Annotated in this window: 14 protein-coding genes; 11 read left to right on the plus strand and 3 right to left on the minus strand. The window is 64.1% G+C overall.

Features of this window, described 5'->3' with window-relative positions; all coding sequences use genetic code 11:
• The first annotated feature begins 75 nt into the window (after positions 1 to 75).
• The 8 genes from puhB (at position 76) to Q7O19_RS03995 (ending at position 8,602) form a co-directional block, all read left to right on the plus strand.
• A complete protein-coding gene (gene puhB, locus Q7O19_RS03960) occupies positions 76 to 687 on the plus strand; it encodes a photosynthetic complex putative assembly protein PuhB (RefSeq protein ID WP_022680695.1) in 612 nt (203 codons plus the stop codon).
• Positions 684 to 1,241, plus strand: a complete 558-nt coding sequence (puhC, locus tag Q7O19_RS03965) for a photosynthetic complex assembly protein PuhC (protein ID WP_303808786.1) — start codon at positions 684 to 686, stop codon at positions 1,239 to 1,241. The genes puhB and puhC overlap by 4 nt, the downstream gene beginning before the upstream one ends.
• Positions 1,241 to 1,534, plus strand: a complete 294-nt coding sequence (locus Q7O19_RS03970) for a hypothetical protein (RefSeq protein WP_022680693.1) — start codon at positions 1,241 to 1,243, stop codon at positions 1,532 to 1,534. Before puhC ends, Q7O19_RS03970 begins: the two co-directional genes overlap by 1 nt.
• Entirely contained in the window at positions 1,534 to 2,613 is a 1,080-nt protein-coding gene (acsF, locus tag Q7O19_RS03975; RefSeq protein ID WP_303783637.1) for a magnesium-protoporphyrin IX monomethyl ester (oxidative) cyclase, read from the plus strand. The genes Q7O19_RS03970 and acsF overlap by 1 nt, the downstream gene beginning before the upstream one ends.
• Before the next feature lie 13 nt (positions 2,614 to 2,626).
• Positions 2,627 to 3,475 (plus strand): putative photosynthetic complex assembly protein PuhE, encoded by an 849-nt coding sequence (puhE, locus tag Q7O19_RS03980; protein WP_303780665.1) that lies wholly within the window; start codon positions 2,627 to 2,629, stop codon positions 3,473 to 3,475.
• Positions 3,476 to 3,495: 20 nt separating this feature from the next.
• A complete protein-coding gene (gene hemA / locus Q7O19_RS03985) occupies positions 3,496 to 4,719 on the plus strand; it encodes a 5-aminolevulinate synthase (RefSeq protein WP_303808788.1) in 1,224 nt (407 codons plus the stop codon).
• 205 nt (positions 4,720 to 4,924) lie between these two features.
• Positions 4,925 to 7,249, plus strand: a complete 2,325-nt coding sequence (locus Q7O19_RS03990; RefSeq protein WP_303808790.1) for a TonB-dependent receptor — start codon at positions 4,925 to 4,927, stop codon at positions 7,247 to 7,249.
• An 87-nt stretch (positions 7,250 to 7,336) separates the two neighbouring features.
• Complete coding sequence (locus tag Q7O19_RS03995; RefSeq protein ID WP_303808792.1) at positions 7,337 to 8,602, plus strand: Xaa-Pro peptidase family protein; 1,266 nt, start codon at positions 7,337 to 7,339, stop codon at positions 8,600 to 8,602.
• An 89-nt stretch (positions 8,603 to 8,691) separates the two neighbouring features.
• Here the strand turns inward: Q7O19_RS03995 and Q7O19_RS04000 are convergent, their stop codons facing one another.
• On the minus strand, positions 8,692 to 9,348 hold the full coding sequence (locus Q7O19_RS04000; protein WP_303808794.1) for a PEPxxWA-CTERM sorting domain-containing protein: 657 nt from the start codon (positions 9,346 to 9,348) through the stop codon (positions 8,692 to 8,694).
• Between the two features lie 162 nt (positions 9,349 to 9,510).
• Between Q7O19_RS04000 and bchI the strand changes: the two genes are divergently transcribed.
• From bchI to bchO, 3 genes are read left to right on the plus strand one after another with little or no spacing between them, the layout of a single operon-like run.
• Positions 9,511 to 10,539, plus strand: coding sequence for a magnesium chelatase ATPase subunit I (gene bchI / locus Q7O19_RS04005; RefSeq protein WP_303808796.1), 1,029 nt, complete (start codon positions 9,511 to 9,513; stop codon positions 10,537 to 10,539).
• Positions 10,536 to 12,293, plus strand: coding sequence for a magnesium chelatase subunit D (locus tag Q7O19_RS04010; protein ID WP_303808798.1), 1,758 nt, complete (start codon positions 10,536 to 10,538; stop codon positions 12,291 to 12,293). The genes bchI and Q7O19_RS04010 overlap by 4 nt, the downstream gene beginning before the upstream one ends.
• Positions 12,293 to 13,174: an alpha/beta fold hydrolase BchO gene (gene bchO / locus Q7O19_RS04015; RefSeq protein WP_303808799.1), complete on the plus strand. Its 882-nt coding sequence runs from the start codon at positions 12,293 to 12,295 to the stop codon at positions 13,172 to 13,174. The genes Q7O19_RS04010 and bchO overlap by 1 nt, the downstream gene beginning before the upstream one ends.
• On the opposite strand, the gene Q7O19_RS04020 is transcribed toward bchO, so the two are convergent.
• Both Q7O19_RS04020 and Q7O19_RS04025 read right to left on the minus strand, forming a co-directional pair.
• Positions 13,171 to 13,989, minus strand: a complete 819-nt coding sequence (locus tag Q7O19_RS04020) for an enoyl-CoA hydratase (RefSeq protein ID WP_303808801.1) — start codon at positions 13,987 to 13,989, stop codon at positions 13,171 to 13,173. The two genes, bchO and Q7O19_RS04020, sit on opposite strands and share 4 nt — an antisense overlap.
• Positions 13,986 to 14,708, minus strand: coding sequence for a VOC family protein (locus Q7O19_RS04025; protein ID WP_303784472.1), 723 nt, complete (start codon positions 14,706 to 14,708; stop codon positions 13,986 to 13,988). The genes Q7O19_RS04020 and Q7O19_RS04025 overlap by 4 nt, the downstream gene beginning before the upstream one ends.
• Positions 14,709 to 14,727 lie beyond the last annotated feature (19 nt).

Here is a 14,727-nt window from a genome sequence, read left to right on the forward strand (position 1 = left end):
CCGGCAGAACCAGCGGTAAGGCTGGGGGGGCTGGGCCGGCACTGGAGCGGAAAGACGGAGCTTTTTTTCGTGTCGATGGAATATGAGAACGAGCCAATCCCGGGTCTGCCCGGGCGGCTGCCGCCAGGGGAAACGATCCTGTGGCAGGGCACGCCTGATTGGCGCGGTGTGGCGCGTGGCGTTTTCCACACGCGCCTCGTTGCCGTCTGGTTCGTGATTGTTGCCAGCCTGGCCTTCGTGGCCGGCGGCACCGGTGTGGTGGGCGCGGCCACCACCTTGGCAGTTGCCTTGCTTGGCCTGGGCGTGCTGGCGGTGCTGGCAAGGGCGCAGGCGAAATCCACCATCTACACGCTCACCAACAAGCGCGTGGTGCTCCGCTTTGGCGTGGCGCTGCCGAAATGCGTGAACGTGCCGCTGTCACTGGTCGGCAAAGCCGATGTCAAGCCGGCCGGCACCGGCATGGTGGATGTCTCGCTCACGCCCACGGTGCGGTTCCCGTTGGCCTATCTGCAGATGTGGCCGCACGTGCGGCCTTGGAAATTCGGTTCGCCGCAGCCGATGTTGCGATCCGTCCCGGAAAACTTCGTGCCGCAGCTCGCCGATGCGCTGGCCAAGGCCGATCCGGACCGCGTTGCGGCAAACACGGATGCTGTGCCGGCCCCCGCCATGGTAGGGGCAGCAGCATGAGTGGTGAATTCACCAACGAACGCTTCCCCAAATCGGCGCTCTATGCCGCCGGTGCCTTGATTGCCATTTCGATCGTTACGGTGGGCTGCATCCGGCTGGGTGTGCTGCCGGCCCCAGAAACCGCGCCGCAATCGCGGGAACGGCGGCAAGTGGCGGTGCAGGTGGCCCGCGAGTTCCGTTTCGAAGACCGCGCTGATGGCGCGTTGCTGGTAACCGACGTGGCGGCCGGCAGATTGGTGTTCATCTTCCCGCCGGGCAGCAACACCGGTTTCATCCGCGGCGTCATGCGCGGCATGATGCGCGAACGCCGCCTGAAGCAGGTTGATCGCGCCGGATCGGTGACAGTGGCGCAATGGGCCGATGGCGCCCTGACGCTAACCGACACCTCCACCGGGCGGATCCTTGAACTGGGAAGTTTTGGCAGCACCAACCGCGCCGCCTTCGCGCAATTGCTTGTCCCCTATCAGCCTGGTGGCAGCGGCGTGCCGGATCAGCCGATCATTCCGAAAGCGCCGGTGCAATCGTCGATGCCGTTTCTGGCGGGAGGTGCCTGATGGGCCTGTTCACCCGCGATCGTCTTGATACCCAGTGCACGATCGAGATCGAGCACACGTTCGACAACCTCCACGCGCATGTCGAACTGGATGGTGATATCGAACTGGGCCCGGGTGATCAGGTGAAGGTGCACGGTGCCGCGGTGAAGCTGCCGTTTGGTGAGCGCCTCACCCTGCGCCGCCCGGTAACGGTGTGGAAAGCCACCCCCTTTGGCCGGCTGTGGACCAGGATGAAGGCCCAGTTGGAATTGACCGAACTCTACGAAATCACCTTCAGCTCGGAGAAGTCGTGATGAACGCAATCACCCCCATCAAGGCCGGCGGTGAAATCACCAAGGACGATGCGCTGGCGATTGCGCGCCAGGAAACCGTGCTGAGCCCGCGCTTCTACACCACCGATTATGACGCGATGGACAAGATCGACGTATCCGGTGTGCGCGCCGAGTGGGACAGCCTGATCGACGAGATGAACGCCGATCCCAACAAGAAGCATTTCAAGCGCACGCCGGAATTTGATGGCGTGATCGCCGCAATGGACCCGGAACTGAAGCCGGAGTTCATTGATTTCCTGGTCTCGTCAATGACGTCGGAATTTTCCGGCTGCATCCTGTACGCCGAGATCACTAAGCGCATGAAGAACCCGGATGCCAAGGCGCTGTTCAAGCTGATGGCTCGTGACGAAAGCCGCCACGCGGGTTTCATCAACGACAGCCTGAAGGACGCCGGTATCGGCATCGATCTCGGGTTCCTGACCAAGACCAAGAAATATACCTATTTCCGGCCGAAGTTCATCTTCTACGCCACCTATCTGTCGGAAAAGATTGGCTACGCCCGCTACATCACTATCCACCGCCACTTGGAGGCCCATCCGGAAAAGCGCTTCCACCCGATCTTCAAGTGGTTCCAGGAATGGTGCAACGACGAGTATCGCCACGGTGAGGCCTTCGCGCTGCTGATGCGGTCCGATCCCAAGCTCACCTCTGGTCTCAACGTGCTGTGGATCCGCTTCTTCCTGAACGCGGTCTATGCCACCATGTATGTCCGCGATCACAAGCGACCGGCGCTGTACAACGCCTTTGGCATCAATCCGACAGACTTCGGCTTCAAGGTCTTTCGTATCACCACCGACATCACCCGCCAGGTTTTCCCGATCGGCGTGCAGAGCGATGCACCGACCTATCGCGCCCTGCTGGAATCCATGCGCGAGACCAGCGACGCTATTGACGCCGCCGTTGCGCAGGGCGGCCTGATGGGCAGCATCAAGCGCGTCGGCCTGTCGCTGAAGGCAGCTGCCACCTTCGCCCGCCTCTATCTGCACCCGGTGGACAAGATGGCGGTCACCCCCAACGTGCGCATGGCGCCGGTCTGGTAAGCGCGGGCGGGTTGTGACCGAGTTTGCACTGCCTCTGCTGTTTGCGACCGTGCTGTGGTTCGTGGCCACCGGCTTCGTGCTGTGGCTGGATAAGCTGCCCAGCCACACCTGGCCGGTAAGCATAACGCTGGCTTCGGTCGCGTCGGGCTTTGCCATGGGCGGCATCATTGCCACGGCCGAGGAGACCAGCGCCTGGGCGGCCTATGTCGCCTTCGCCTGTGCGCTGGTGTTGTGGGGCTGGCACGAATTGTCGTTCCTGATGGGCTTTGTCACTGGACCTAACCGCAATCCCTGCCCGCCCGATGCGCGCGGCTGGCGGCGCTTCCGGCTGGCGGCCAGCACCCTGATCTATCATGAAGTTGCGATGTTCGTGTGTCTGCTGGTGATGGCGGCGGCCACTTGGGGCAAGCCGAACCAGACTGCGACGCTCACCTTCCTGCTGCTGTTCGTCATGCGCCTTTCGGCCAAGTTCAATATTTTCGCCGGTGTGCCCCATCTGTCGACCGAAATGATGCCGGATCACATGCGCTATCTGGCCAGCTATTTCCGCATCGCGCCGCCGCGCTGGTTCTTCATCCTGTCGGTGTCGGGCATTGCTGTGCTGGCGGCGTGGTTGGCTGATCTGGCGCTCAGCAGCCGCGGCGGTATTGCTACTGGCTATGCGCTGGCCTTTGCCCTAGTGGCGCTAGCCTTCCTTGAACATGGGTTCCTGGTGGTGCCGTGGCAGGACACGGCAATCTTCCGCTGGGCGATGCCCGAACAGGCGAGACAGCGCCTGCAGAAATCGACTAACGAACCTGTCACAATGTCGGCTCAAACCGACACGAATCCGCTTGCGGTGCGACAAAACGCCGTGCAATGAACGGCGCCGGGAGAAGATGAATGGACTTTGAAGCTCACTTCCAGGCGGCGCTGGACGGCTTGAAAGAACGCGGCAATTACCGCGTGTTTGCCGAATTGCAGCGGCACCAGGGTGATTACCCGCATGCCACCCGCTATCTGGAGGACGGCCGCACCCAGGATGTGACGGTGTGGTGCTCAAACGATTATCTCGGCATGGGCCAGCACCCGGATGTGCTTGCCGCTATGCATGAAGAACTGGACCGGTCGGGCGCCGGCGCTGGCGGCACCCGCAACATCTCCGGCACGATGCACGTGCACCGCCAGCTCGAACTGGAATTGGCGGATCTGCACGGCAAGGAAGATGCGCTGCTGTTCACTTCGGGCTATGTCTCGAACTGGGCTGCGCTGTCCACGCTGGCCTCCAAGATCCCCGGCTGCGTTGTCTTCTCCGACGCGCTTAACCATGCCTCCATGATCGAAGGCATCCGCCACAGCCGCGCCAGATGCCATGTGTTCAAGCACAATGACGCGGAAGATCTGGACCGGCTGCTGAGCCAGTATGGTCCGGAAGTGCCCAAGCTGGTGGCGTTTGAAAGTGTCTATTCGATGGATGGCGACATCGCGCCCATCAAGGACATCTGCGACGTGGCCAAGAAGCATGGCGCCATGACCTATATCGACGAAGTCCATGCCGTTGGCATGTATGGCCCGCGCGGCGGCGGCGTTGCCGAACGCGAAGGCCTGATGGACGAACTGACCGTGATCGAAGGCACGCTGGCTAAGGCCTATGGTGTCGTTGGTGGCTATATCGCAGCGTCCAAGGCGCTGTGCGATTTCGTGCGCAGCTTCGCCTCCGGTTTCATCTTCACCACGGCGCTGCCCCCGTCGATTGCCGCCGGTGCGCTGGCTTCGGTCAAGCATCTCAAGGAAAGCCCGTTCGAACGCAAGCGTCAGCAGGAGCGCGTGGCCAAGGTGCGCGCCGCCTTGCGTGCCACCGGCATTCCGCAGCTCGACAATCCCAGCCACATCATCCCGGTGATGGTGGGCGACGCCAAGAAGGCCAAGATGATCAGCGACTGGCTGATGGAAAATCACGGCATCTATGTGCAGCCGATCAATTATCCGACCGTCCCCGTTGGCACGGAACGTCTGCGCATCACGCCCAGCCCTGTGCATAGTGATGACGACATCGAGCAGCTGGTGAAGGCGCTTTCTGATATCTGGGGCCAGTGCGCCCTGCACCGGGTTGAAGCAGCCGCCTGAGGCGCCGCAGTCCGCAAAGATGCCAAGGGCTCGGCAGCCAAACTGCCGGGCCCTTTGCTTTCAGGCATGGCTTTCGCCCTGTTGCCTGGCGGACACGTCACCAATCTGCCATCTGACTGCAGCCGTGCCGTCACCCAATTGGCATCGCGACGCAACATTCACCTGTCACGGGCTGCCCTGCAATCAACAACCGGGGAACCCAAATATGCGCCTTTCTCTCCACCGCTTCGCCCTTCTTGCCAGCGCCGCCTTTGCCGGGCCGGTGTTTGCCCAACCCGTCATTGTCACCGCTGCAGCCGAGGCTGCTGAGGCCGCTGGTGCTGATGCCGTGGTCGAAGATGCCGAGATCGTCGTGTACGGTAAGGGTGAGGTGCGTCAGGTCACCGAGATCAAGGCCGATGATATCAAGCTGACCGTTCCGGGCGGCAGCCCCTTTGTCGCCATCCAGAAGCTGCCGGGCGTCAATTTCCAGTCGGCTGATCCGTTCGGTGTCTATGAATGGTCGACCCGCATCACGCTGCGCGGTTTCAACCAGAACCAGCTTGGTTTCACGCTGGATGGCGTGCCGCTGGGCGACATGAGCTATGGCAACACCAACGGCCTTCATATCAGCCGCGCCATCATCGCCGACAATATCGGCACCACCCGCGTCAGCCAAGGCGCCGGCGCGCTCGGCACCGCCTCCACCTCCAACCTGGGCGGCACCATCGAATTCTTCAGCCGCGCGCCCCAGCAGGAACTCGGCATTGCCGGCAACGCCACCTATGGCGACAGCAATACGTTCCGCGTTTACGGCACGCTCGACACCGGTGATCTCGGCGGTGTGTCGGCCTACATCAGCGGCGCGCACATCAGTGCCGACAAGTGGAAGGGCTTTGGTCCGCAGCGCTCGACCCAGATCAACGCCAAGATCGCCACCGATGCGACCGCCTCGACCCGCTTCAGCGCCTTCCTGAACTTTAGCGACCGCAAGGAAAGCGATTACCAGGATTTCAATCAGGAAATGCTGGGTCGTCTCGGTCCGTTCTTTGACAATATCGCCAATGATTGGCCGACCGCCGTGCGCATCGCCTTTGTCGGTGCCAACCGCGGCGACACCGGCGTGGTGGTCGCGCCCAACAGTTTCGGCACAACCTATCCGGCGCCGATCCGCTTTGTCGATGATACCTATTATGATGCTGCCGGCCTGCGCCGCGATTGGCTGGCCGGTGGCCGCGTCGAACATGATTTCACCGACAAGGTGAAGGGCGGCATCCAGGCCTATTACCACAGCAACAAGGGCCAGGGTTCGTGGATCACGCCGTATCGCGCCAGCCCGGGCGGCCTGCCGCTCAGCTTCCGCACCACCGAATATGAAATCGCGCGCATCGGCGTGATTGGCGATCTGACGGCCGAGTTCGGCAGCAACACGCTGCGCCTGAATGTCTGGTACGAAAACAACGATTTCGAACAGGCCCGCCGCTTCTACGACATGGGCACCAGCCAGACCGTGCCGCTGACCAGCGCCCTGACCTATCAATCGAACCCGTTCTTCACGCAGTGGAATAACGATTACAACACCCGCACCTTCCAGTTCGCGGTTCAAGATCAGTGGGAAGTGACCGAGGATTTCATCGTCACCGCCGGCTTCAAGGGCCAGAGCGTGAAACTGCGCGCCGAAGCGATTAATCCGGTGCCAGGCCCGCTGGCGCTGGGCCGCATCAAGGCAGAGGATCTGTTCCTTCCGCAGGTCGGCCTGCTCTACAAATTGGGCGGCGGCAACGAACTGTTCGCCAGCTTCACCCAGAACCAGCGCGCCTTCACCGCGGCGGCGACCACCGGTCCGTTTGCCACCTCGGCCGCCGGCTTTGGTGTGATCTCCAGCCAGTTGCGCCCGGAGAAGACCAACACCTTCGAAGGCGGCTTCCGCTTTGGCGAAGGCAAGGTGAACGGCGTGATCGCCGCTTACCTGGTCAATTTCTCCAACCGGCTGCTCTCCATCCCGCAGGGTCCGGGCATTGTCGGCAATGCGTCCTTGCTGTCCAACGTCGGCGATGTGCGCTCACTGGGTGTGGAAATTGGCCTGCAATGGCAGCCGGTGAAGGCGTTCACCGTCACCGCCAGCTATGCCTACAATGAAAACACTTACCGCGATGACGTTCGCAATGCCGCCGGCGCCGTGGTGCAAGCAATTCGCGGTAAGACGGTGGTCGACAGCCCGCGCAGCATCGCCAACCTCGAACTGGCCTATGACGATGGCGCATTCTACGGTCGCGCCAATGCCAACGCCATGTCGGGCCGGTTCTTCACCTTCTCCAACGATCGCGAAGTCTCCGGCCGCGTCGTGGTCGATGGCAAGCTCGGTTATCGCTTCACCAGCGACAATCGCTGGCTGAATAATCTGGCGATCGAAGGCACGGTCACCAACTTGTTTGATCGCCGTTATGTCGCCACCATCGGTTCCAACGGCTTCGGCTTCTCTGGCGACAACCAGACGCTGCTGCCGGCCGCGCCGCGCCAGTTTTTCGTGACGCTCCGCAAGGATTTCTGATCCGTCAGGATTTCTGAAACGTGGGGGCGTCGCCGGCCTGGCGGCGCCCCCTCTTGCTTTTATGACTCAAGCTGCGAGGCTTGGGTGATGATCGATCTTCGCCCGAACCGCCGCCGCTTCGCTGCTGCCGCCCTTGGTCTTGCCGGGTTGGCTGCCTTGCCGGGACCTTTGCGCGCTGCCGCCGTCGACACCAGCGGGCTCACGCCAATCACAAGCGGCCTCAAGCCGATCGACGCGGCCGAACGCGCCGCTCGCATCGCCCGGGCGCAGGCGTTGATGGCCAAGGCGGGCATGGCGGCGATCGTCGTCGAGCCGGGATCGAGCCTGGACTATTTCACCGGCATCAAGTGGAGGCGCAGCGAGCGGGTGACAGCGGCCATCATCCCGGCCAGCGGCCAGCCGGTGATCGTTACGCCCTTTTTCGAAGAGCCCTCGATCCGTCAGAGTCTGGGCGTTCCGGCCGACGTGCGCGTGTGGCAGGAGGACGAGGACCCTCTGGCACTCGTCGCCGAAGCGTTGCGCCAGGCCGGCGGCGCCACTTCCGCCATCGGCATCGAGGAGACGGTGCGCTTCTTTATCAGTGATGGCCTTGCGCGGCGTGTGCCGCAGGCGCGGATCGCGTCGGCCAACCCGGTGGTGCGCGCCTGCCGCATGGTGAAGACCGCGACCGAAATCGCATTGATGCAGGCGGCCAGTGACGTGACGTTGGCCGCCCAGCGTTGGGCATGGCAGCGCATCCGCGCCGGCATGACCCCGGGTGACATCGCAGCCTTGATCGATGCCGCAACTGCGGCGCTGGGCGGCAAGGCGAGCGACGGTCTGGTGCTGCTGCGCGAGGCGTCGGCCTATCCGCACGGCTCGGCGAAGCCGCAGGCCGTGCGCGAGGGAGAGGTGGTGCTGATCGATTGCGGCTGCAGCGTCGGCGGCTATGCCTCTGACATCTCGCGCAGCTTCGTGTTCGGCCGTGTGCCCGACGACGTGCGACGGGTGTGGGATATCGTGGCGGAAGGCCAGCAACGTGCGCTCGCTGCCGCTCAATTGGGCACGCCGGCCGGAGCCGTGGACGACGCCGCGCGCGCCTTCTATGAATCGAAAGGCTTCGGGCCGCGCTACCAGTTGCCTGGCCTGTCGCACCGCACCGGACATGGCATCGGCATGGACGGGCATGAACCGGTAAACTTGGTGCACAACGAGGCAACGCCGCTGGCACCGGGCATGTGCTTCTCCAACGAGCCGGGCCTCTATCTGCCCGGTCGGTTCGGCATCCGGCTGGAGGATTGCTTCCACATGACCGATGCTGGGCCGCAGTGGTTCAGCACGCCGCCGCGCAGTATTGACGCGCCATTCGGCTGAGCCTTGGATTCGCGTGTCCCGAAAAGCAGAAACCCCGCAGGCCGTTTGGCGCTGCGGGGTTCTCTTTTATCGGCCCAAGACGTGAAGGTTCAGGCGGAAACCACCGTGGCGCTGTTCGAGCGGCGGCGCATCAGGCCAATCAGGCCAAAGCCGGCGAGCAACATCGCCCAACTCTCCGGTTCCGGCACCGAGCCCACATAAACGCGGTCGATCACGATGTCTTTCGACGGATTGAGGTTGGTGTCGAACTGGAAGTTCACCGTGTATAGGCCGGCGGTCTGGATCGTGGTCTGGCCGGTGAAGGCCTGCCATGTGCGCACCGGGCCAGTCGACACCAGATAATTGGCGACCGTGGTGCCCAGGATCGTGGCCTGGAAGCGGGCATCGCCGGCGTTGTTGTAGCCATTCTGCGGCGCGAAGGCCGAGAAGCCGAACTCATAGCGGCCCGGCGTCAGGAAGATGGTTTGCGACAGCGACTGCGCACGCGCCAGATCGGTGACGAAATAGGCGGCGCGCTGGCCAACGGCATCCGGGCTGTTCGACACGCTGTTGTCGGGCGGGACCGACTCGCCGAAGGCACCAATCGGATAGGCCGATGCGCTATTGTAGAAAATGGCGACTGGCGGGAAATTCTGGCCGTCGCTGCCACCGATTGTCCAGCTGGCGAGACCGTTCTCGAAACTGCCGTTGCTCACCAGATTGGTGATCGCCAGCGCCGGCGATGCCGCCAGCAGTGTGGCACTCACGGCCAAACCCAAAATCTTACTTATGCTACATACCCCCGGCTCAACACTGCAGAAAATTTAACTCAATAGTAACGAGTTGTAAAGCTGGCCGGGAGTACTGTCAGGCGCGACACATCGCCGACCGGCTTGCAGCAAGGCGGCCCGCCGCTTAAGGCAACAGCCATGGCAACGCCCGCGCGCACTCCGTTTCCGTTCACCGCCATTGTTGGCCAGGCCGAGATGAAGCAGGCGCTGCTGCTCGCCGCCGTGGAACCGCGGCTGGGCGGCGTGATGGTGTTCGGCGATCGCGGCACCGGCAAATCCACCGCCGTGCGCGCGCTGGCCGGCCTGTTGCCGCCAATGAAGGTCGTGCCCGGCTGCCGCTACAAATGTGCCCCCGATGATCGCAGCCCCTGCATCGAAGGCTGCCGAGAACGCGCCGGCAAGCACGTCGAGGAAAGCGCCGTGCCCTTCGTTGATCTGCCGCTGGGCGCCACGGAAGATCGCGTTGTCGGCAGCCTCGATCTCGAACGTGCATTGGCCACGGGCGAAAAGCGCTTTGAACCCGGCCTGCTGGCCAAGGCCAATCGCGGTTTTCTCTATATCGACGAAATCAACCTGCTTGAAGACCATCTTGTCGATCTTCTGCTCGATGTTGCCGTGTCGGGTACCAACGTCGTCGAACGCGAGGGGCTTTCGATCCGTCACCCGGCGCGTTTCATCCTTGTGGGCAGCGGCAACCCGGAAGAAGGTGAACTGCGCCCGCAGTTGCTCGACCGGTTCGGCCTCAGCGTCGATGTGCGCACCCCGACCGACATTGGCGACCGCATCGAGATCGTGAAGCGTTGCGACCGCTTCGACCGCGATCCAGTCAGCTTTGTGGCCGAGTTTGAAGACAGTGAGCAGGACACGCTGGAAGCCATCGCCAAGGCCCGCAAGCTGCTGCCCAAGGTGCAGGTGGAAGACGAAATGCTGGGCTTGGGTGCACAGCTCTGCTCGGCGGTGGGTGCTGATGGCCTGCGCGGGGAACTGACCCTGCTGCGTGCCGCCCGCGCGCAGGCGGCATTGGCCGGCAAAAAGCATGTGAAGCCCCATCATCTGGCTGAAGTGGCGACGATGGCACTGCGCCACCGCCTGCGCCGCAATGTGCTGGATGACACCGGCTCCACCGCCCGCATCACCCGCGCCATCGCGGAACTTATCCCGGCATGACCCCTGAAGGGGAGAGTGACACGTCGGGAGAACGCTGGGCGCTGGCGCTGGCGGCGATCGACGTGTTGGTGGCGGCCGGCAATGCAGTTGGAGGCATCCTGCTGCGCGCCCGCCCCGGCCCGGTACGCGATGCCTGGGCCGATGCACTGAATCTAGTCGTCCCCACCCGCCGCTTGCCGGCCAGCGCCGATGCCGAAGCCATGGATGGCGGGCTGGACCTGACGGCGACATTGGCCAGCGGCAAACCCGTGCACCGCGCCGGCATATTGGCTGATGCCCAAGGCAAGGCGTTGGTGGTGCCGATGGCGGAGCGACTCAATCCGGCGCTGGCGGCGCGGCTGGCCACGGCGATCGACGATGGCGCGCCGCCGCTGGTGCTGTTCGACGAAGGCGATCCCGAAGATGCGGATCGGGAACGGATTCCGCAGGGCCTGGCTGACCGACTGGCCATTCATATCGATCTGAACAGCGTGCGGCTGGACATGGCGTCCCTGATCGCCGGTGAAGCGCCGCCACCACCGCTGGAAATGCTGGCCGAGCCCGGCGCGATCGCCAAGGACCCAGAAACCGCTCTGGCCGTGGCGGCGGCCGCGCTGGGCATCGCGTCGGTGCGCGCGCCGATCATGGCGGTGCGTGTTGCCCGCGCCCATGCCCGTGCCGATGACCGGCCAGATGATATCGAGCAGCTGCGTGAGGCGGACATGGCCGCTGCCGCCGCGCTGGTCCTTGGGCCGCGCGCCACCCGCCTGCCACCGCCACCTGAAGAGGAACCGCCACCTCCCGAAGAACAGCCCGACGACCAGCCGCCGCCGGAAGAGCCGCCGCCTCCACCGCCGCCCAGCGACGACAACCAGGGCGACGATCAGGAGCAGCCGGAACCGCCGCCATTTGATCCGACCGACATGATCCTGGATGCGGCACAAACCGCGCTGCCGCCGGGCCTGCTCGATGCGCTGGCTGCGGGCACCATGGGCAAGGCACCCAAGGCCAGCGGTTCATCCGGCGCCAAGCAGAAAAGCATCACGAGCGGGCGCCCGGCTGGCGTGCGGCCAGGAATGCCGGGCCGCGGCGCGCGGCTGGCGCTGATTGAAACCATCAAGACCGCTGCCCCTTGGCAGAAGATCCGCCCCGTCCGCGAAGACGGCCGCCTCGCCATTCGCACTGACGATTTGCGCATCCGTCGCTTCATCGCGCAGACGCAATCGACCACCATTTTTGCCGTTGATGCCAGTGGCTCGGCGGCGTTCGCGCGCCTGGCTGAGGCCAAGGGCGCGGTCGAACTGTTGCTTGCCGAAGCCTATGTGAAACGCGCTGAAGTGGCGCTGGTCGCCTTCCGCGGCACGGAAGCCGCATTGGCGCTGCCGCCCACCCGCAGCCTGCCGCGCGCCAAGAAGGAACTGGCCGGGCTGGCCGGTGGCGGCGGGACGCCGATTGCCGCCGGGCTCGATCTCGCCCGCAAGGTGGCCGAAGCCGAGAAGGGCAGGGGCCGCACGCCGCTGGTCGTGGTGCTTACCGATGGCAGGGCCAATGTTGGCGGCAACGCCGGCCAAAGCCCGCAGGACGCGGCGCTGGCTTCGGCACGCGCCTATCGCGCCAGCGGGATCGCGTGCGTTTTTATTGATTGCAGCCCGCGTCCGCGCCCGCAGGGAACGGAACTGGCAAATGCGATGGGGGCCCGGCTGGTGACACTGCCGCGGGTTGATGCCAAGTCAGTGGTAGCGGCGGTGAAGGCCGCGAGTGGTGGGGCGGTCTGATGCGTTGGGATATTGATGGCCGTCATGTGCCGAATAAGGAATGGAGCCAGTTCGTCACCGCCAGCGGTGTGAAATATCACGTGCAGATCACCGGGCCAGAGGATGCACCGGTCCTGCTGCTGATCCACGGTACCGGGGCGACCACGCACAGTTTCGCCGGCCTGGCGCCGCTGTTGGCGCCGCATTTCCGATTGGTCATTCCGGATCTGCCCGGTCACGGTTTTACCCAGAAGCTCTATTCGCCGGATCCGGACAATGTTGCCAAGGCGCTGGGCGTGTTGCTGGCCGAATTGGGTATGCAACCGGCGCTGATCCTGGGCCATAGCGTAGGAGCGGCAATTGCGTTCATGCTGGCGGCGGGCGGCCATCTGCAGCCGCAAGCCATCGTCTCGCTGGGTGGAGCGCTGCTGCCGTTTGAGGGTATGGGCAAGGCCTATCCCAGTCTGGCCAAGGCGCTGTTCGTCAACCCGTTCATGCCGTCGATCTTCTCGTTCACCACCCGCTTTCAGTCGATGCCTGATCTGCTCAAGCGCTGGACCGGCTCGCACTCCAGCCGCGAGCAGGTGGCCTATTACGAACGCCTGTTCCGCAATCCCGGCCACACCGGCGGTGCGCTGTCGTTGATGGCGCACTGGGATCTGGACACGATCGAGCGCAGCATCGCTCATATCAAATGCCCGGTGCTGCTGCTGCACGGCGAGCGCGACAAGACCGTGCCGCCTTCCACAAGCCACATCGTCGCGCAGCGCCTTGCCCATCACGGCACCAGCGCCGAGCATCACGGCCTGCCCGGCCTAGGCCACCTTGCGCATGAGGAAGCGCCGGAGCGGCATGCGCAAATGGTGGCGGACTTTGCCCGCAAGCTGGGGATGTTGGCCTAACGCCCCTTAAACACCGGCGCGCGTTTTTCCACGAAGGCCTTCGCCGCGTCCCTGTGATCTTCTGTCAGCCCGCAATGGACATGGTGGGTGGCCTCCAGGTCCAGGCAATCATCCATGTCGCCGCCGGAGAAGGCGCGGTTGAGATTCTCCTTCATGTAGCGATAGGCCACGCGCGGGCCGGCGGCCAATCGCGTGGCCAGCGCCTGGGCTTCGGTGAGCAGGGCGTCGGCCGGCACCACGCGGTTGACCAGCCCCAGTCGCAGCGCCTCGGCAGCATCGACCCGGTCGGAGAGGAAATACATCTCCCGCGCCTTGGCCGCGCCCACCAATTGGGTGAGGAAATAGGTGCCGCCATAATCGCCGGAAAAGCCGACCTTGGCGAAGGCGGTCGTCATGAAGGCCGTGTCGGCCATCACGCGCAGATCGCAGGCCAGCGCCATGCTGAGACCAGCGCCGGCCGCCGCGCCGGGGATGGCGGCAATGGTGGGTTTCGGCATGGCATGCAGGCGCCCGGCGGTTTCGCGCTGGTTGCGGCGCTGGCGGGCGATGGCGACATCGATGGGTTCAGGCTCGCCGCTTTCATTGCGCGCCGCCATGCCCTTCACGTCGCCGCCGGCGCAGAACGCGCCTCCGGCACCGGTGATCACAATCGCGCCGATGGCCGGATCAGCCTCCGCCTCGCCTAGCAGTCGCGCCAGCCCGTCGAGCATGGCGCGCGACAGCGCATTGCGCGCCGCCGGGCGGTTTAAGGTGAGTGTAAGTACGCCGTCAACGACGCTGGCCAGCAGGTCTTCGGTGCCGGTTTCGTAGCTCATTGGTTGGTCTCCGGAAGAAAATCGAGGCCGCAACTGCGGGCCGGGGCGTTGAGGCCGGTAAGGCGGATCGCCGCTAGCCCTTCGCCGGCCGGACCATTGTTTGGCATGAAATCCAGCGCAGCATTGTCCAGGGTGACACGCCAGCCAGCGCCATGCGGCACGGCAGGCCGGTCAAGAATATGGCTCCAGCGCGACGCGGTGGCGGTCGGGTCATCGCAGGTCATCATCGCGCCGCTGATGGCAAGGCTGGCGTTGGCTTGGGCGTGCCAGGCGCTGCCGGCCCACATGTAACTGCCCATCATGCCGCCGTCTGGCCCGTGATGATCGATGGAGAGCAGGCAGCCGCCGGTGTCACGCGGGTGCAGGTGCAGTGCGGTGGCGTGCAAAGCGGCGTCGCCGACGGTGAGATCCTCCACGATGCGCGTGCCTCGTGCGGCTAGCCGGTCGCGCACGGGGGCAAGGTCATCGATGTCGAGAATCACCATGTAACCCGTCGCGCCGCCACGCCGGACCATGTAGCGGCCAGCGGTGGTGTTTTCCTGCAAGGGCGCAAGCGCCTCCAGAAATGTGCCGCCCAGCGACCACAGCGCATTGTGCAGGCCATATTTGCCCACACCGGGATCGCGGTAGCAAACTTCGGCAGCCAGCATCTGACCAACCACTTCCTCCACCGGCGCCAGATCTGGCGCAATCATCGCAATCTGGCGCAAGCGCAGCATGTTTCCTCCCCAAAGCAGT

Origin of the sequence: Sandarakinorhabdus limnophila DSM 17366 (assembly GCF_945882885.1) — a bacterium.
Classification (GTDB): Bacteria; Pseudomonadota; Alphaproteobacteria; order Sphingomonadales; family Sphingomonadaceae; genus Sandarakinorhabdus; species Sandarakinorhabdus limnophila_A.